This is a genomic window from Bradyrhizobium sp. LTSP857, assembly GCF_000938285.1.
GTDB lineage: Bacteria > Pseudomonadota > Alphaproteobacteria > Rhizobiales > Xanthobacteraceae > Bradyrhizobium.
In genome coordinates, this window is sequence record NZ_JYMS01000050.1 from 138,487 (window position 1) to 156,239 (window position 17,753).

The 17,753-nt window shown below is 64.4% G+C and carries 17 protein-coding genes; 4 read left to right on the top strand and 13 right to left on the bottom strand.

Annotated elements, in window-relative coordinates; all coding sequences use genetic code 11:
• Positions 1-7: 7 nt before the first annotated feature.
• From UP06_RS38720 to UP06_RS38735, 4 genes are read right to left on the bottom strand one after another with little or no spacing between them, the layout of a single operon-like run.
• Complete coding sequence (locus tag UP06_RS38720; protein ID WP_045008977.1) at positions 8-673, bottom strand: sulfite oxidase-like oxidoreductase; 666 nt, start codon at positions 671-673, stop codon at positions 8-10.
• Positions 674-676: 3 nt separating this feature from the next.
• Entirely contained in the window at positions 677-1,999 is a 1,323-nt protein-coding gene (locus UP06_RS38725) for an MFS transporter (RefSeq protein WP_045008978.1), read from the bottom strand.
• A gap of 33 nt (positions 2,000-2,032) precedes the next feature.
• The gene (locus UP06_RS38730; protein WP_045008979.1) at positions 2,033-3,253 is read right to left on the bottom strand and encodes a cytochrome P450; all 1,221 of its coding nucleotides are present in this window, start codon (positions 3,251-3,253) and stop codon (positions 2,033-2,035) included.
• Between the two features lie 57 nt (positions 3,254-3,310).
• Complete coding sequence (locus UP06_RS38735; protein WP_045008980.1) at positions 3,311-3,520, bottom strand: ferredoxin; 210 nt, start codon at positions 3,518-3,520, stop codon at positions 3,311-3,313.
• Positions 3,521-3,676: 156 nt separating this feature from the next.
• Here UP06_RS38735 and UP06_RS38740 point away from each other — a divergent pair, with 156 nt between their 5' ends.
• The gene (locus UP06_RS38740) at positions 3,677-4,324 is read left to right on the top strand and encodes a TetR/AcrR family transcriptional regulator (RefSeq protein WP_045008981.1); all 648 of its coding nucleotides are present in this window, start codon (positions 3,677-3,679) and stop codon (positions 4,322-4,324) included.
• On the opposite strand, the gene UP06_RS38745 is transcribed toward UP06_RS38740, so the two are convergent.
• The 4 genes from UP06_RS38745 to UP06_RS38760 all read right to left on the bottom strand — a co-directional run bounded on the left by UP06_RS38745 (position 4,321) and on the right by UP06_RS38760 (position 8,303).
• Positions 4,321-4,971 (bottom strand): aspartate/glutamate racemase family protein, encoded by a 651-nt coding sequence (locus UP06_RS38745; protein WP_045008982.1) that lies wholly within the window; start codon positions 4,969-4,971, stop codon positions 4,321-4,323. The genes UP06_RS38740 and UP06_RS38745 overlap by 4 nt on opposite strands.
• A gap of 80 nt (positions 4,972-5,051) precedes the next feature.
• Positions 5,052-6,065, bottom strand: a complete 1,014-nt coding sequence (locus tag UP06_RS38750; protein WP_045008983.1) for an amino acid ABC transporter substrate-binding protein — start codon at positions 6,063-6,065, stop codon at positions 5,052-5,054.
• Between the two features lie 12 nt (positions 6,066-6,077).
• Positions 6,078-7,427 carry an aspartate aminotransferase family protein gene (locus UP06_RS38755; protein WP_045008984.1) on the bottom strand — a complete coding sequence of 450 codons (1,350 nt, stop codon included), beginning with the start codon at positions 7,425-7,427 and terminating at the stop codon, positions 6,078-6,080.
• Positions 7,428-7,430: 3 nt separating this feature from the next.
• On the bottom strand, positions 7,431-8,303 hold the full coding sequence (locus UP06_RS38760) for a MurR/RpiR family transcriptional regulator (RefSeq protein WP_045008985.1): 873 nt from the start codon (positions 8,301-8,303) through the stop codon (positions 7,431-7,433).
• An 87-nt stretch (positions 8,304-8,390) separates the two neighbouring features.
• Here UP06_RS38760 and UP06_RS38765 point away from each other — a divergent pair, with 87 nt between their 5' ends.
• Positions 8,391-9,578 carry an amino acid ABC transporter permease gene (locus UP06_RS38765; protein WP_045008986.1) on the top strand — a complete coding sequence of 396 codons (1,188 nt, stop codon included), beginning with the start codon at positions 8,391-8,393 and terminating at the stop codon, positions 9,576-9,578.
• A 2-nt stretch (positions 9,579-9,580) separates the two neighbouring features.
• Positions 9,581-10,687: an amino acid ABC transporter permease gene (locus UP06_RS38770; RefSeq protein ID WP_045008987.1), complete on the top strand. Its 1,107-nt coding sequence runs from the start codon at positions 9,581-9,583 to the stop codon at positions 10,685-10,687.
• Positions 10,688-10,753: 66 nt separating this feature from the next.
• On the opposite strand, the gene UP06_RS38775 is transcribed toward UP06_RS38770, so the two are convergent.
• Both UP06_RS38775 and UP06_RS38780 read right to left on the bottom strand, forming a co-directional pair.
• Entirely contained in the window at positions 10,754-12,172 is a 1,419-nt protein-coding gene (locus UP06_RS38775) for an amidase (RefSeq protein WP_045008988.1), read from the bottom strand.
• 118 nt (positions 12,173-12,290) lie between these two features.
• Positions 12,291-13,067, bottom strand: coding sequence for an SDR family oxidoreductase (locus UP06_RS38780; RefSeq protein WP_045008989.1), 777 nt, complete (start codon positions 13,065-13,067; stop codon positions 12,291-12,293).
• A 156-nt stretch (positions 13,068-13,223) separates the two neighbouring features.
• Between UP06_RS38780 and UP06_RS38785 the strand changes: the two genes are divergently transcribed.
• A complete protein-coding gene (locus UP06_RS38785) occupies positions 13,224-14,297 on the top strand; it encodes a tartrate dehydrogenase (protein ID WP_045008990.1) in 1,074 nt (357 codons plus the stop codon).
• Between the two features lie 194 nt (positions 14,298-14,491).
• Here UP06_RS38785 and UP06_RS38790 read toward each other — a convergent pair whose 3' ends face one another.
• The 3 genes from UP06_RS38790 to UP06_RS38800 are packed head-to-tail and all read right to left on the bottom strand — an operon-like array spanning position 14,492 to position 17,751.
• Entirely contained in the window at positions 14,492-15,565 is a 1,074-nt protein-coding gene (locus UP06_RS38790; protein ID WP_045008991.1) for a malate/lactate/ureidoglycolate dehydrogenase, read from the bottom strand.
• A gap of 11 nt (positions 15,566-15,576) precedes the next feature.
• Positions 15,577-16,488, bottom strand: a complete 912-nt coding sequence (locus UP06_RS38795) for an NAD(P)-dependent oxidoreductase (RefSeq protein ID WP_045008992.1) — start codon at positions 16,486-16,488, stop codon at positions 15,577-15,579.
• Between the two features lie 12 nt (positions 16,489-16,500).
• Positions 16,501-17,751 carry a Zn-dependent hydrolase gene (locus UP06_RS38800; protein WP_045008993.1) on the bottom strand — a complete coding sequence of 417 codons (1,251 nt, stop codon included), beginning with the start codon at positions 17,749-17,751 and terminating at the stop codon, positions 16,501-16,503.
• Between the last annotated feature and the right edge of the window lie 2 nt (positions 17,752-17,753).

Sequence of the window (17,753 nt, forward strand, 5' to 3'; positions counted from 1 at the left end):
TTGAATCCTAGTCGCCGGAATAGCGCTGCTCGGCCCAGGGATCGCCGCGGTTATGGTAGCCGCGGACTTCCCAGAAGCCCGGCGCGTCCTCCGTCACGAACTCGATGGCCTGGAGCCATTTGGCGCTCTTCCAGAAATAGAGATGCGGCACGACAAGCCGCACCGGGCCGCCATGCTCATCCGACAGCGGCTCGCCTGACCAGCTATGGGCGAGCAGGGCATCCTCGGCGGCAAAGTCGTCCAGCGCGAGGTTGGTGGTGTAACCGTCAAAAGAATGCAGCACCACGAAGCGCGCATCCTCGCGTGGCTGGCAGGCCGCGAGCAGCTCGCGGGTTGCGAGCCCCTCCCACTGGTTGTCGTAGCGCGACCAGGTTGTCACGCAGTGGATGTCGGAGGTGAACTGCGACTGCTTCTGAGCGGCGAACTCGGCATAGGTCCAGAACAGGGGATTCTCGAGCGCGCCATAGACGTCGAGCCGCCAGCGGTCGCGCGAAACCGGCGGCACGACGCCGAGATCGAGCACGGGCCAGTCCTTGGTGAGATGCTGGCCCGGCGGCAGCCGCTGGTCTTCCGGGCGCGTGATTCGGCCCGTGACGAAGCGTCCCTCGCGCGCCCATGTTTCCTTGGTGCGCGTCAGCTTGCTGTCGGATGGCGGCTCGTTGTCGTCGGCCATGGCCTACTCGTGGCGATGCATCGCCGAGGCATGCTTGGTGTCGCGCATAGTAGAGTAGATGATCAGCGACAGGCAGATGATGCCGCTGAGGTAGAAGTAGAACCACTCCTCATGCCCGATGCTCTTGAAATAGAGCGCGATCGCCGGCGCCGTGCCACCGAAGATCGAGACCGTGATCGCATAGGGCAGGCCAACGCCGAGCGCGCGGACGTTGGTCGGGAACAGCTCGGCCTTTACCACCGCGTTGATCGAGGTGTAGCCGGCGACGAACAGCCAGGCGCAGCAGATCAGAATGAACGCCATGAAGGGCGACTTGGTCTCCTTCAGCGTCATCAAAAGCGGCACGGTCGCGAGCGTGCCGGCGACGCCGAAGAAGATCAGCAGCGGCTTGCGCCCGATCTTGTCGGAGATCGCGCCATAGATCGGTTGCAGGATGGTGGCGAAGATCAGCGTGCCGAAGATCACGAAGGTGGTCTGGTCCTCGGTCAACCCGACCGAAAGCTTGACGAAGGTCTGCATGTAGGTGGTGAAGGTGTAGAACGCCGCGGTGCCGCCCGCGGTGAGGCCGACCACGAGCAACAGCTCCCGCGGATATTTCAGCAGGTTGGTGATCGAGCCGGTCGGCTTCACCACCTTCTTGGCTTCCTCGAACGCCTCGGTCTCTTGCAGATTGCGCCGCATGACTGCGGCAAAGATCGCGAGCGCCGCGCCGATCGCAAACGGAATGCGCCAGCCCCAGGCCCGCAGCTCCTCCGGCGTCAGGAAGACCTTTTGCAGGAGCAGCAGCACGATGATCGCGGTGAGCTGGCCGCCGATCAGCGTGACGTACTGGAAACTCGAATAGAAGCCGCGGTGCTTGGGATCGGCGACCTCGCTCAGATAAGTCGCGCTGGCGCCATACTCGCCACCGAGGCTCAGGCCTTCGATGACGCGTGCCAGCGCCAGGATCACCGGTGCGGCAAAGCCGATCGTCGCATAGGTCGGCGTCAGCGCGATGATCAGCGAGCCGAAGCACATGAAGACGACCGATAGTGTCAGCGAGATGCGCCGGCCGTAATGGTCGGCGATATAGCCGAACAACCAGCCGCCCAGCGGACGCATCAGGAACGTCGCCGCGAACACCACGGCGATGTTCAATTGCTGCACGACAGGGTCGCTGCCGGGGAAGAAGGCTGGGGCGAAGTAGAGCGCGAACGCCGTATAGGCGTAGAAATCATACCATTCGACGAGGTTGCCGATCGAGCCGATCAAGATCGCCTTGATCCGCCGCTCGGCGTCGGCGACGTCAAAATGCTCGGAAGCCGGTTTGATTGCCTGCTCTGTCACGTCCGGTCTCCCAGAAATCCAATGTCTGGGAGCCTACATCGCCTTTCCAAGCAGAAATGGCAACTGGCGGGGGCCTCTCACCGTACCCTGCGACCAGGTCACGGTGCCCGCCGGGTCGAGCCGGAAGTCCGGAATCCGCTTCAGCCATTCCTCCAGCGCGACCTGCATCTCCATCCGCGCCAAATTGGAACCGACGCAGCGGTGGATGCCGAGGCCGAAGGCGGCATGACGGTTCTCCCGCCGGTCGATCACGACCTTGTCGGCGTCGGGAAACATCTTTGGGTCGCGGTTGGCGGCCGGGAAGGACAGCAGCACCATATTGCCCGCCTTGACCGGGCAGCCCGAAATCGTCGTTTCCTTGACCACCTCGCGCGCCATCGTCACCGGCGAATAGGCGCGCAAAAGCTCCTCCACGGCGGTCGGGATCAGCCCGGGCTCGGCGATCAGGCGCTCGCGGTCGGCTGGCGTCCGGGCGAGGTGCCAGAGCGAGGAGCCGATCGCACTCCAGGTGGTGTCGATGCCGGCGATCAGCAGTAGCCGCAGTGAGCCCAGCACATGCGACTCTTCCAGCGGCTGGCCTTCTTTGTCTTTGGCATTCATCAAATAGGAGATGAGGTCGTTCGTCGGCTTCGATCGACGCTCCTCGATATGCGTCCTGAAATAGTCGCTCATCTCATGCACAGCCTGGAGCAGCATGGTCTCGTCCTTGATGCCGAGCTCCAGGATCATGTGGATCCAGTTGATGAAGAGGTCGCTGTCGCTCTCGGGAATGCCGAGCATGTGGGCGATGGCCCGAACGGGGATGTATTTGCTGTAGCGCGACGCGGCATCAACCCCGCCGTCAGCGATGAACCCGTCGATCAGCTCATTGCAGATCGCGCGCATCCGTGGCTCGAGCTTCTTCATCGCATCCGGCGTGAAGGGCGGCAGCAGCAATTGCTTGGCCGGCTTGTGCACGGGCGGATCGGAGGTGATCGGCGGTGCGGCGTTCCTGGAAATCTCGGGCCGCACGTCGCGGACGATGATGCGGCGTGAGGAGAAATGCTCGGAATCGTTGGCGACCTCGCGCACGGCGTCATAGGTCGTCGGCATGTAGCAGCCGAGGAAGCGATCGGTGTGCACGACCGGGCTCGCTGCGCGCAACTCGTCCCAGATCGGGAAGGGATCTTCCGTCCATTGCGGATCGGTGTGGTCAAAATCGTTGACCCAGTCGGTCACGGGCGGATGGGCGGCGGGTTGGCTGACGTCGGACATCTCGGAATCCCTTGGATTTTGTGTTCGCTGAAGGCACGCAAACGAGCGGAAGCCGCGCTACTCCTCGATCACATCGATTGCGATTTCCGGGCAATTGGACTTGGCGAGCCAGGCCTTGTCTTCGAGACCCGGGGGAACGGTGCCGTCCCCGGCCTCATGGGCGTTGCCGTATTCGTCAAGCTCGAACAGTTCCGGCGCGAGCGCCTTGCAGCGCGCGTGGCCCTGGCATTTGTCGGGATCGACGCGAACCCTCAGTCGCTCTGTCATTGCGGCTTCCTCGGTCGTATGGGCGCGGTCGTAAGGACGTCGCGCGTTCCTCTGGTCAATTTTATCGGCGGCGTTAGTCGCCGGCTTTAAGTTATATCCTATTACATTCGCGGCAGGCTTCCCCTGTCAAGCGCAAACTTATAGACTCCGCGCAACATGCGCTCACAACTTGCCCGCAAGCCGCAGAATACCTACCACCACGGCGATCTCCGCGACGCCTTGATCAAGGCCGCGCTGCGCGAAGCCGAGCAGGGCGGGGTGGAGGCGATCAGCATCAAGGCGCTGGCAAAACAGCTCGGCGTCTCGCAGCCGGCGCCGTACCGGCATTTCGCCGATCGCGATGCGCTGCTAACGGCGGTGACGGCGGAGGCGTTCCGGCAGCTTAGTGCACTTCTACGCGAGGCAATGGCGAAGCCGTCGAAGCAATCAAAGCTGTCGCGGCTGGCACAGGCGACGCTCGATTTCGGCCTGCGCCGCAACGGCATCTATCGCCTGATGTTTGCTTCCCGCACCGTGTCATGTGCGGCCAAGGGCAGCGAGCTGCACGACGCCACGCGCGAAACTTTTGGGCTTGTGATCGAAGCGTTGGAAGCGCCCGCAGTCGGTTTCTTGCGCGAGCGGCAAGCGCTCAAGATCTGGGCGGCGCTGCACGGCGTCGTGATGCTCGCCGAGCAGGGCCTGTTCACCGGCGAGGCCGCGCATGCCACGCGCGAGGATCTGGTCGAGGATTTCGTCAACGAGACGAAGGCGGCGCTGGCAGCTGCGATCAAGGACGCACGTCGCAAGGAAAAGGTCCGGGCCTAAGTCCTCGCCTTGAGCAGCTTCATCAGCTTCTGCACCGCGCTGTCAGGCGTGGTGACGACGGGACGCCGAGTCGCCTCCGCAACCAGCGGCGCCGTGGCCGCGATGCTGAACTGCGCCAGCGCGATGACGTCGCAGTCGCGCAAGCCCTTTGACGCTTCTGCGATGAGCCGGTCGTGAGTAGCGCGGTCGCCGCGATCGAGCGCGGCCAGCGCGCCCTCAGCGAGCTTCGGTACGACCTGGACGGAGGCGGGGAATTCCGGCGGCATCGAGGCCAGCGTCGGCGGGAAGGTCGAGAGCAGGCCGATCCGCTTGCCCATCGTCACGGCCTGGTCGATCATGGCTTCGTTCGGCTTGAGCACCGGCATCGGTGCATGCGCGGCCGCGACCGCCTCGATGCAGGGACCGAAGGCTGAGCAAGTGAACAGGATCGCGTCAGCTCCTGTCGCTGCCGCGTAATCGCCGAGCGCGAGGAAGCGCTCGGTCATGGTGTCGGTGAGCGCGCCATCACGCGCCAGATCCGCCGACAGGCTGTCGTCGAGCAGGTTCATCAGCCGCGCTTGCGGCCAGTCCTTTGCGAAGGCGGCCTCGATCGGAACGATGGAATGCTTGAGGGCGTGGATCAGAGCGATGCGACGAGGCGTTGTCATTGAGCGTGTCTACCTGTCTCGTGCCCCGGCTCTGCGCGGCAGCGTTGCACGCTGCAGCGCGTCCGGGACACGAGCGATGTTTACTTGAAAGGCACCGCGTACATCAAGCCGCCCTTGCTCCAGAGGCCGTTGAGGCCGCGTTCGAGCTTGAGCGGGCTTGCCTTGCCGACGTTGCGCTCGAAAATCTCGCCGTAATTGCCGGTGGCCTTGATCGCCGTGACTATCCATTTGTTGTCGAGCCCAAGCCGCGAGCCGAGATCGCCGGAGGCACCGAGCAGGCGCTGCACTGCGGGCGTCTGCGACTTCGCCATCTCATCGACATTGGTTTGCGTGACGCCGAGCTCCTCGGCCTCGATCAGGCCGTAATGCAGCCAGGTGATGATGTCGCTCCAGACTTCGTCGCCGTTGCGGGTGAAGGGCCCGAGCGGCTCCTTGCTGATGGTCTGCGGCAGCACGACGTAGTCCGCCGCGTTCGGCGCAGCCGTCGTCACGGCACCCGCGAGCGCGGAGGCGTCCTGGGTCATGGCATCGCAGCGGCCGCCGAAAAAGGTCTGATACATGGTATCGACGCGGTCGAACACCAGCGGCTTCCAGTCGATGCCGTTGGCGCGACCGTAATCGCCAAGCGTGACTTCATGCGTGGTGCCCTGCGCGACGCAGACGGTGGCGCCCTTGAGGTCCTTCAGCTCCTTCACGCCGAGGTCCTTCTTCACCACAAAACCCTGACCGTCGTAGAAGTTGATCGGACCCTGGCGCAGGCCCAGAGTCACGCCGCGCAAATAGGTCTGTGTCGAGTTGCGGTAGAGCACGTCGATCTCGCCCGATTGCAGCGCTGTGAAGCGGTTCTGCGCGGTCAGCGAGACGTAGCGCACCTTGTTGGCATCGCCGAGCACGCCGGCCGCCAGTGCGCGGCAATAGTCGACGTCGAGGCCTTTGTAATTGCCCTGCGAGTCCGGCGCGGAAAAGCCGGCAAAACCGGCGCTGACGCCGCAAATCAGCGTGCCACGGCTCTTCACCGTGTCGAGCGTCGCGGCGGACGCGATAACCGTCGATGCCGCGAGCACACCTGCCGCGATAGCCACTTTCCTTATCATGCTACTCTCCCCTCAGTGATTGACACTACGCAACACGTTGTCGACGGCTGTGCCGAGCTTGTCGACGATCAGATCGATCTCGTCAGCCGACGTGATATAGGGCGGCGCCAGCAGCACGTGGTCGCCGCGAGCGCCATCCACGGTGCCGCCGCCGGGATAGCAGCCGAGCCCGTTGGCAAAGGCCTCCGCCTTGATTTTCTGGTTCAGCTTCAGCGCCGGATCGAACGAGGTTCGCGTCGCGCGATCGGAGACGAGCTCGATCGCCCAGAACAGCCCGCGGCCCCGGATATCCCCGACATGGCGGTGATTGCCGAAGCGCTCGGTGAGCCGCTGCTCGAGCTGCTTGCCGCGCTCCTTGACCCGATCAAGCAGGCCGTCCTCGCGGATCACGTTTTGCACCTCGAGCGCGGCTGCGCAGGCGAGGGGATGCGCCAGATAAGTATGGCCGTGCTGGAACGCGCCTGAGCCTGAGCGGATGGTGTCGATGATCTTGCCACTCGCAAGCATCGCGCCGATCGGCTGATAGCCGCCGCCGAGACCCTTTGCGATCGCCTGGAGGTCGGGGGCGACGCCTTCCTGCTGCCAGGCGTGCGTGGTGCCGGTGCGGCCCATGCCGCACATGACCTCGTCGAGGATGAGCAGCGCACCATGCCGGTCGCAGATCTCGCGCACCGCTCTGAAGTAGCCGTCCGGCGCCGTCACGGCGCCGGCGGTCGCGCCGACAACGGGCTCGGCGAGGAATGCCGCAACCGTGTCCGGGCCAAGCCGCTGGAACTCGGCTTCGAGCTCGGCCGCAAGCCGCGCCACGAACTGCGCATCCGACTCACCCTCGCGCTTCTCGTGATAGGCAAAGGCTGGCGTGACATGGCTGAAGGCGGCCGACAGCAGCGGCGCATAGGGCGCGCGCCGCCAGGCATTGCCGCCGGCCGCGAGCGCGCCGAGCGTGTTGCCGTGATAGCTCTGCCGTCGTGCGATAAAGTGCTGCCGTTGCGGCTCGCCGCGCTCGATGAAATATTGCCGCGCGAGCTTGATGCTGGCTTCGATCGCCTCCGATCCGCCGCTGACGAAATAAGCATAGTCCAGACCGCCGGGCTCGTGACCGACCAGCGTCTCGGCAAGCCGCTCCGCCGGCTCGGAGGAGAAGAAGGCCGTGTGCGCATAGGCCAGCGTCGAGGCTTGCTTCGCCATCGCCGCGATCACGCGCGGATGCTGGTGGCCGAGGCAGGAGACCGCCGCGCCGCCGGAGGCATCGATCACGCGGCGCCCGTCCTCGGCAAAGAGATAAACGCCTTCGCCGCCGATCGCCTTGGGCGGCGTTTCGCGCAACGAACGATGCAGCACGCGGCTGGTGCGGGTGCTCATGGGTCAACCTTTCTCTGAGACGTAGGTGGCGGCCGCAGCGAGCCGCGCCTCGGTATCCTGAAGGCGTTTCTTCGCGGCCGTGCCGCCGAGCGAGAACGTCACCGCCGCCAGCGACTGCGCAATTGCGAGCGCGCCGGTAAGACTTGGGAAGAAGCCGGGCGAGGAGGCGGCTTCGAACAACAACACGTGGTCGGCGCCCTCGGCCATCGGCGCCGAGAGGCTATCAGCGATCGCAATCAGCGTTGCGCCCGCGCGATAGGCGGCCTGCGCGACGCGGACGCTCGCATGGGTATAGGGCAGGAAGCCGATGACGATGATGGCCTCGCCGGGCCGGAATGCGCCAAGGTCGAGATCGTCCGGGCCGGACGTGCCGACGATCTGCACCTGTTCGGGGCGGAACAGCCGCAGTTCGTAGTTCAGCAATTCCGCCACGCTGCGGCAGCTTCGATAACCGGTGATCCAGATCCGCTTGGCATCATGCAACGCACGGGCTGCTTCCACGATCGCGTGCGCGGAGATGCGCGGAAGCCCGGCGGCTTCGGCCTCGAGCTTGTCGGTGACGAGCGCGACATCGGCGTGCGGACCGTGGCGGCGGCTCTTGGCGCGGCCGGAGAACGGCGAGGTCTGCGACGGCCGCCGTGCCTCGGTCAGCGCCGCGCGCAAATCATCCCAGCCGGAATAGCCGATCGCCTTTGCAAGCCGCGTGAACGCGGCGGGATCGGCGCCGGCTTCCGCCGCGAGATCGCGCATCGAACGGGTGGTGGCGTCGTAATCATTGGCCGCGACGAAACGTCCGACCTCCTGCAGCCGCATCGGAAGCGATGGCAATGCAATGCGCAGTTCGCTCAGCGGCGAAGATTTCGCGGGCTCGGCCATGAAACATTTGTTGCACGAATTGGCGATTGATGCAACAGTTGACGTGCGCTGCCGGAAATCGCTGTTTTCGAGAAGGATTTTTGTGCTGTGACATCAGATGATCCCAGGCCGCCGCCCCGCCGCCGCTTCCTCGCCGCGCTGGGGCACGGCGAGCTGAAAGGCCTGTTCTGGCAGGTGCTGGTGGTCGGGATCGCGGTCGCGGTCCTCGTCTTCCTCTGGTCCAACACCGTCACGAATCTCTCGGCCCGTCGCATCACCACCGGCTTTGCCTTTCTCGGCCGCGAGGCCGGGATGCCGATCGCCGACAGCCTGCTCGCCTACAATCCAAGGGATTCTTACCTCTGGGCCTTCGTCGTCGGCGTCGCCAACACCTTGCGCGTCGCCGTCATAGGCATCGTGCTTGCGACCATTCTTGGCACACTGATCGGCATCTCGCGGCTGTCGGCCAACTGGCTGCTCTCCCGATTCGCCGCCGTCTATGTCGAGGTGCTGCGCGACATTCCGCTGCTGCTCCAACTGCTGTTCTGGTATGTGCTGATGCAGGCGCTGCCGGCCGCGCGCGCCGCGTGGCGGCCGATCGAGGGCGTGTTCTTGTCCAATCGCGGCCTGATCCTGCCGGCGGTTCCGATCGAGTCGCCACAGCTTTGGGTGCTCGCCATAGCCGTGCTGGGCGTAGCCGTGTTCTATCTCATTCAGCGGTGGCTGATCGCGCAGCAGATGCGTGACGGCAAGCCGCGGCCGGCGTGGCCCTTTGCGCTCGGCCTCATCGTCATGCTGCCGGTGCTGGTGTCGTGGCTTCTCGGCGTGTCCTGGACGATCGAATGGCCCGAGTTGCGCGGCTTCAACTTCATCGGCGGGCTGACGCTCTCGCCTGAGTATTTTGCATTGCTGATCGCGCTCGTGACCTACACCTCGGCCTTCATCGCCGAGATCGTGCGCAGCGGCATCCAATCGGTGCCGCGCGGCCAGTGGGACGCCGCCAACGCTCTCGGCCTGCGCCGCAGCTTCATGCTGCGGCAGATCATCCTGCCGCAAGCCCTTCGCGTCATCGTGCCGCCCATGACCAGCCAATATCTCAATCTGACCAAGAACTCGTCGCTCGCGGTCGCGATCGGTTACCAGGACGTGGTCTCGGTCGCCAACACCACGCTGAACCAGACCGGGCAGGCGATCGAGGCGATCGCGCTGATCATGGCCGTCTTCCTCACAATCAGCCTCGGCATCAGCTTCTTCATGAACTGGTACAATGCGCGCATCGCGCTGGTGGAGCGCTGAGCATGACGGCGATCACCGATATGCCCGAAGTGCCGCGCGCCGCTCGCCGCCCGCAAATCGGCAATCCGGTGCTACATTGGCTCCGCACTAATCTGTTCTCGTCGATCCCAAACGGCATCATCTCGATCGTGCTGCTGGCGATCCTTGTGAAGGGCGTCGTCGGCTTCGGACAATGGGGCATTGCGAACGCGGTCTGGCTGACGCCGGCGAACGACTCCAGCGCCTGCCGTGCCGTGCGCGGCCTTGGGGCCTGCTGGGCGATCATTCCCGAAAAATACCGCTTCATCCTGTTCGGCACCTATCCGTTCGACGAACAGTGGCGACCGGCGCTGTCGGTCGTGCTGTTCATCGCGCTTTTCTATCTGTCCTCACGCCGCGCCTTTTGGCGGCGCGAACTCGCTCTTCTCTGGATCGGGCTGCTCGCGCTGATCAGCGTGTTGATGTGGGGCGGCGTGTTCGGCTTGTCGTTCGTCTCGCAGGACCGTTGGGGTGGCTTGCCGGTGACTCTGATTTTGGCGACGTTCGGATTGGCGTTTGGCTTCCCGCTCGGCATCCTCGTAGCGCTCGGCCGCCGTTCAAAGCTGCCGGCGATCCGCTCTCTCTCGGTGCTCTATGTCGAGCTGATCCGCGGCGTACCGCTGGTCAGCCTGTTGTTCATGGCGAGCGTGATGTTTCCGCTGTTCATGCCTGCTGGATTCAACGTCGACAAACTGCTACGCGCGCAGATCGCGATCATCCTGTTCGCGGGCGCTTATCTCGCCGAAGTCATCCGCGGCGGCCTCCAGGCCGTGCCGCGCGGGCAATATGAGGCGGCGGACGCATTGGGTCTGTCCTACTGGCGCAAGCACCGGCTGATCATTCTGCCGCAGGCGATCCGCCATGTCATCCCGCCGCTGGTCAACACCTTCATCGCCTTCTTCAAGGACACCAGCCTTGTTCTGATCATCGGCATCTTCGACCTGCTCACGACGGCCAAGACCGCGATCATCGATCCCGGCTGGCAGCAGTTTTCGGTCGAGGTCTACATCTTCGTCGCCGCGATCTATTTTGTCTTCTGCTTTGCGATGTCGCGCTACAGCCGCAGTCTGGAAGCGACGAGCGGAAGGTGAGGTCTTAGCCTCCCCCCGAAAGAGCGGGGCGAGGGAGCGCACCGAGTGCGTGGCGTAATGATTGCGTTACTTCTTCACCCGCGGATCAATCGGCGTGGTCCCGCGCAGGTCCAGAATGTCCTCCAGCGCCTTCGCGCCCGCAATCACCTGTGCATCTGCGCGCGGCGCGCCGACCACCTGTACGCCGACCGGAAGGCCCGACGCCGTGAAGCCGCATGGCAGTGACAGCGCCGGACAGCAGGCTAGCGTAATGGCGTAGACGATGCCGAGCCATTCGACGTAGTTGTCGAACCTCTTGCCGGCGCATTCCGCGACATAACGGTTTTCGATCGGGAAGGGCGGCACGATCGTGGTCGGCACCAGCAAGAGATCGTAAGTCCTAAAGAACTCGATCGCGCGCGCGGTCATGCCGACGCGCTGCGCCTCGGCGCGTTCGAGCTTCTCGACCGTCAGCTTGAGGCCTTCCTCGATGTTCCAGATCACCTCGGGCTTGAGCAGGTTGCGCTTGGTTCGCAGCAGATTGGCCTTGCTGATCGCAAAATCGAACGCGCGCAGCACGTGGAAGCATTCATGCGCCTCGCGCCAATCGGGATGCGCTTCCTCGACGATGGCGCCGGCTTCGGCGAAGCGCTCCGCCGCCTTGCGCGTGATCGCCTTCACTTCGGGATCGACCGGCGTGATGCCGAGGTCGGGAGAATAGGCGATGCGCTTCGGCTTCTTGCCCGAGCGCGCGGCCGACAGGAACGAGGTCGCAGGCGCCGGCAGCGACAGCGGATCGTCCGCGTAGTCGCCGCTCATGGCGTCGAGCAGCAGCGCAAGGTCTTCGACATTGCGCGCCATCGGGCCCAAGACGCCGAGATTGCGGTCGATGCCGGCTTTCGGCGTGTGCGCGACGCGGCCGATGCTCGGGCGCATACCGGCGATACCGCAGAAGCTCGCGGGGCTGCGCAAGCTGCCGCCCATGTCCGAGCCCTGCGCGAGCCAGGCCATGCCGGTGGCGAGCGCCACTGCGGCGCCCCCGGAGGAGCCCGCCGCGGATTTCGTCGTATCCCAGGGATTGAGCGTCGCGCCGAACACCTCGTTGAAAGTGTTGGCGCCGGCGCCGAATTCCGGCGTGTTGGACTTTGCGTAGATCACGGCGCCATTGGCTTCGAGGTTTTCGACAACGATGTCGGACTTCGCGGGAACGTTGTCCTTGAAGATCGGCGAACCCTGCGTGGTCAGCACACCGGCGACGTCGGTCAGGTCCTTGATCGGCATCGGCAGGCCCGCGAGCAGGCCGCGCGCACCGGCCGGCTTCTGCATCAGCGCCTTGGCGCTATCCCGTGCGCGATCGAAGCATAGCGTCGGCAGCGCATTGACCTTGCCGTCGACCTCGCTGATGCGCTTCTCCAGAACGTCCAGAAGCTCGAGCGGAGAGACGACGCCGGAACGCAGCTTGCCGACGAGGTCGCATGCGGTTTCGCGGATCAGCTCTTGAGACAACTATTTTACTCCTGTGCTTGTTCTATCGTCATAGCGAGCGCAGAGAAGCAATCCAGTCTGTGGCCGCGGGGGGCATCTCTGGATTGCTTCGCTGCGCTCGCAATGACGAGGATAGACTCTAACCCCACCCGGCGCTGATGCCGCCATCAACCGTATAGATCACGCCCGACGTGTAGCCGGCGCGATCCGACGCCAGGAACGCCATAAGGTCGCCGATCTCGCGCGCATGCGCGGGCCGGCCAAGTGGCAGGCTCTTCTGGAATTCCTTGTAGCGGGTCTCGTCGCCGAACTGATGCTTGGCCCGCGTCTTGAGCAGGGTGACATGGCGGTCGGTGCCGACCGGGCCGGGATTGATGCCGACCACGCGGATGTTGTCGGCGAGGCTCTTGCCCCCGAGCGCGCGGGTGAACGCCATCAGCGCGGCATTGCCGGCGCTGCCGCAGATGTAATTGGCGTCGAATTTTTCGCCGGCCGCGCCGATGTCGTTGACGATCACGCCGCCGCCCTTGGCCTTCATCTGCGCGTAGATCTGCCGCGTGAGGTTGATGTAGCCGAACACTTTCAATTCCCAAGCGTGGCGCCACGTGGCCTCGTCGATCTTGTCGATCGAGCCGCCAGGGATGTCGCCGGCATTGTTGACGAGGACGTCGATGTCAGCGGCTTCTTTGGCGAGCCGCGCCAAATCCTCGGTCTTGCGCAGGTCGACGATGCTCGTCGCGGCATCGATCTGGTGCGCGGAGCGCAAGCGGTCGGCCAGCGCCTTGAGCTGCTCGCCGTTGCGGGCGGCGAGCAGGAGATGCGCGCCTTCCTCGGCGAATGCTTCGGCGGCGGCTGCGCCGATACCCTTGGACGCGCCCGTGATCAGGACGCGCTTGCCACGCAGATGCAGATCCATGGGGTGTACTCGCTCGGTGGGAACTAAATGAAATCAGTAGGCGGTAGGCCGCGCCACGGTCAACATTGCAGTGCAGCGTTGCACTGCTGCCGACTTTGGTCCATTGCAGTGCGGTCAAAAAGGCGGCGGCTGCCGGACCAAGCAAGGACGTTCTCGATGAGCAAGAAGCAATACCGGATCGCGGTCATTCCCGGCGACGGCATCGGCAAGGAAGTGATGCCCGAGGGCCTGCGCGTTTTGGAGGCAGCGGCGAAGAAGCACGGCGTGTCCCTGCATTTCGACCATTTCGACTTCTCGTCCTGGGACTATTACGAGAAGCACGGCCAGATGATGCCGGACGATTGGAAGGAAAAGATCGGAAAGCATGATGCGATCTATTTCGGCGCGGTCGGCTGGCCGGCCAAGATTCCCGATCACGTCTCGCTGTGGGGCTCGCTGATCAAATTCCGCCGCGAGTTCGACCAGTATGTGAACCTGCGCCCCGTGCGGCTGATGCCCGGCGTGCCGTCGCCCCTGGCGAACCGCAAGCCCGGCGATATCGATTTCTGGGTGGTGCGCGAGAACACCGAAGGTGAGTATTCCTCCGTCGGCGGCCGCATGTTCCCGGACACTGACCGCGAGTTCGTCACCCAGCAGACCGTGATGACCCGCGTGGGCGTCGACCGCATCCTGAAATTCGCATTCGAGCTCGCGCAGTCGCGGCCGAAGAAGCACCTGACCTCGGCGACGAAGTCGAACGGCATCTCCATCACCATGCCCTATTGGGACGAGCGTGTGGAGGCGATGGCCAAGAAGTTTCCGGGCGTGAAGTGGGACAAGTACCACATCGACATTCTGACGGCGAACTTCGTGCTGCATCCGGACTGGTTCGACGTCGTGGTCGGCTCGAATCTGTTCGGCGACATCCTCTCGGACCTCGGCCCCGCCTGCACCGGCACCATCGGCATCGCGCCGTCCGGCAACATCAACCCCGAGGGCAATTTCCCGTCGGTGTTTGAACCCGTGCACGGCTCGGCGCCCGATATCGCGGGGCAGGGCATCGCCAACCCGATCGGCGCAATCTGGTCGGGTGCGATGATGTTCGAGCATCTCGGCGAGAAGGAAGCCGGCAAGTCGATCGTCGATGCGATCGAGCGCACGCTGGCTGAGCGTACGCTGCGCACGAAGGACCTCGGTGGTAACGCCGATACGACGGCGTGTGGTAAAGCGGTCGCGGATATGGTGGATTAAGCCGAGCTGCTAGCGAGAGTTAGCTCCGCCATTGCGGCACGCTCAATTGTCGTCCCGGCGAAGGCCGGGACCCATACCCCGAGGGGGATGTTGTAGCGTGAGCCGGTAACCGCGAGCCTTCGCCAAACGGCTTTTTGTGGTTATGGGTCCCGGCCTTCGCCGGGACGACCAATGTTGCTATGTCCCGGTGCCGCTTAGCCCGCGATCTTCTCGATCGCCGCCTGATCCAGCCCGAACTTCTTCCCGGCCTCGATAATCTCCTGCCAGGTGGTTGGATCGACCTGAATGCCCTCAGCGAGGCGCTTCTTCTTCGTCTCGCGCTCGGGCTCGCCGGCGATCCTGACCTTGTCAACGCCGGGGGCGGGCGGCGAGCCGGTGTGCCAGGCGACGAAGCTCTCGGCTTCGCGCGCGAGATTCTCGCCGGTGCCAAGCTTGTTCGGATCGATGACGATCGAGAGCATGCCGTTGAGGACGTTGTACTTGCCGTCGGACGGGCCCTTGACCACCTGTCCGCCGGAGAGCGCGCCGCCGAGGATTTCGCACACCAGCGCCAGCCCCGAACCCTTGTGCTCGCCGAACGGCAGGATGGCGCCGTGCGGCGGGATCACGGTGTAGCGTGGGTTGGTGGTGGGCTTGCCTTCATTGTCGATGATGGTGCCGGGCTCGAGCTCGACGCCCTTGTTGTGAGCGACGCGCGTCTTGCCTTGCGCGATCTTGCTGGTCGCGAGATCGAGCACGATCGGGTCCTTGCCTCTGCGGGGAATGCCGACGCAGAACGGGTTGGTGCCATGGCGCGCATCGCTGCCGCCCCAGGGCGCCACGATCGGGCGCGAGATCACGTTGACGAAGTGGATCGAGACCAACCCGTGGTCAATGCACTGCTCGGCCCAATGCCCGATCCGGCCGATGTGGTGCGAGTTGGAGAGACCGACGAGGCACACGCCGTTGCGCTTGGCGCGCTCTGCCGCCAGCTCCATCGCTTCATGGCCGATCACCTGGCCGTAGCCGGTGAGGCCGTCGAGGGTGAGAAGCGGGCCGGTGTCGAGCACGATCTTGACGTGCTGGTTCACGGCTAGGCCGCCCGTGGTGACGCTTTGGACATAGCGCGGGATCATACCGACGCCGTGCGAATCGTGCCCCTTGAGATTGGCCTCGACGAGGTTGGTGGATACGAGCTCGGCCTCGCGGTCCGTGGAGCCGCCAGCCTTGACGATGGCGCGGACGACGTTGGTGAGCGGCTCTGCCTTGATGGTGCGATAATCAGCCATTGTTGTTTTTCTTATCCTTTCACGATCCGGCGGCAGTGGACCCAGGCCGCCTCAATCAGGTTCTCGCTCGCCTCCGGCGTCCGGAACGCCGAATGCGCCGACAGCGTCACGTTGGGCAGCTTGGTCAGCGGGTGATCGCCGGGCAGGGGCTCGGTGTTGAAGACGTCGAGGCCGGCATGGCGGATGTGGCCCGACTTCAGCGCGTCGATCATCGCAGCCTCGTCGACGACGGCGGCGCGCGCAGTGTTGATGAGGATGATTCCGGGCTTCATCGCAAAAATCTTCTCGCGGGTGATCATGCCGCGGGTCTCGTCGTTGAGCAGCAGATGCAGCGACACCACGTCACTCTTCGCCAGCACTGTGTCGAGATCGGTGAACGTCACGCCCGGATGGCTCTTCGGCGAGCGATTCCAGGCAATCACCTTCATGCCGCTGCCAGATGCAATGCGGGCGACCTCGGCGGCGATACCACCGAATCCGATCAGGCCCAGCGTCTTGCCAGTGAGCTGCATGCCGTCCTCGCGCAGCCAGTTGCCGCCGCGCATCTCGCGATCCATCATCGCGATGACGCGGGCCGAGGCCCACATCAGTGCGATGGCCGATTCCGCCACAGCGGTGTCGCCATAGCCCTTGATCAGATGCACGGAGATGCCGAGCTCGGCGAGTTCTTCCGGATTCATATAGCTGCGCGCGCCGGTGCCGAGGAACACGACGTGCTTGAGGCCTGCGCATTGCTTCGCGACCTCGGTCGGCAGCGCGGTGTGGTCGACGATCGCGATCTCTGCGCCGTCGAGGATTTCGGGATACTGCTCAGGCTTGATGTCGGGATCCCTGTGGATCCGCACCTTGGGATCGCCAGGCTTCTCCAGCCCCTCCATGATCACGGCGAGGGCTTCGTTGGCGTCGACGAAAACTCCGCGCATGACGCTCTCCGATCAGGATGCGACGCCGGCGATCGCCAGCACGGTGTGCATCAGCACGTTGGTGCCCGCGGCGCAGTCGGGTTGCGTCGCGTCCTCCAGCTCGTTGTGGCTGATGCCGTCCTTGCAAGGCACGAACACCATCGCCGCCGGCATGATGGTGTTGAGGTTGCAGGCGTCGTGGCCCGCGCCGGAGGTGATGCGGCGAGAGGAATAGCCAAGCGTCGTCGCCGCGTTCTCGACCGCTGCAATGAGCTTCGGATCGAAATGCGTCGGCGGCTTGCGCCAGACCAGATCAATCTTCACCTCGACCTTGCGGCGCGCTGCGACCTCAGCGATTGCTGCACGAAGATCGCGATCGAGAGCGTCCATGATCGCGCCATCCGCGCTGCGGCAATCCATGGTGAAAGCGATCTCGCCGGGAATGACATTGCGCGAGGGATTTGCGATCACGGCCTCGCCGATGGTGCCGACCGCCTTCGGTCCGTGCTTCTTTGCGGTGGCTTCCATCGCCAGCACGATCTCCGACAACGTCGCCAGCGCATCGCGCCGCAGCGGCATCGGGGTTGAGCCCGCATGGCTCTCAAAGCCGGAAATCTTGCCGTCGTACCACAGCACGCCCTGGCCGGAATCGACCACACCGATGGTCTTGCCTTCGGCTTCCAGGATCGGGCCCTGCTCGATGTGCAGCTCGACGAAGCAGCCGAGCTTCTGAAAGCCGACCGGCTTGTCGCCGCGATAGCCGATGCCGTCGAGCGCCTGACCTACGGTCGTGCCCTCGACGTCCTTGCGCGACAGGATGTCGTCGGTGGTGAAATCGCCGACATAAGCCGCGGAGGCCATCATCGCGGGCGCAAAGCGAGAGCCTTCTTCATTGGTCCAGTTGACAACGCAGATCGGCGCCTCGGTCTCGATGCCGGCGTCGTTCAGTGTGCGGATCACTTCGAGCGCGCCGAGCGTTCCCAGGATGCCGTCATATTTGCCGCCGGTCGGCTGGGTGTCGAGATGCGAGCCGATGCCGACGGGCGGCTTCGACATGTCGCGGCCCTTGCGCAGGCCGAACTGTGATCCGAGCGCATCGACATGATACGCGAGCCCGGCGTCCTCGCAGGCCTTGCGGAACCAGTCGCGCACCTGCTTGTCTTCGCTGCTCAGCGTCAGCCGCCGTACGCCGCCTTTGGCCGTCGCGCCGAATTGCGCGGTCTCGTGGATGGAGCCCCAGAGGCGGGCGGAATCGATCTGCAGGTTGGTCGCGGCTCGGCTCATGC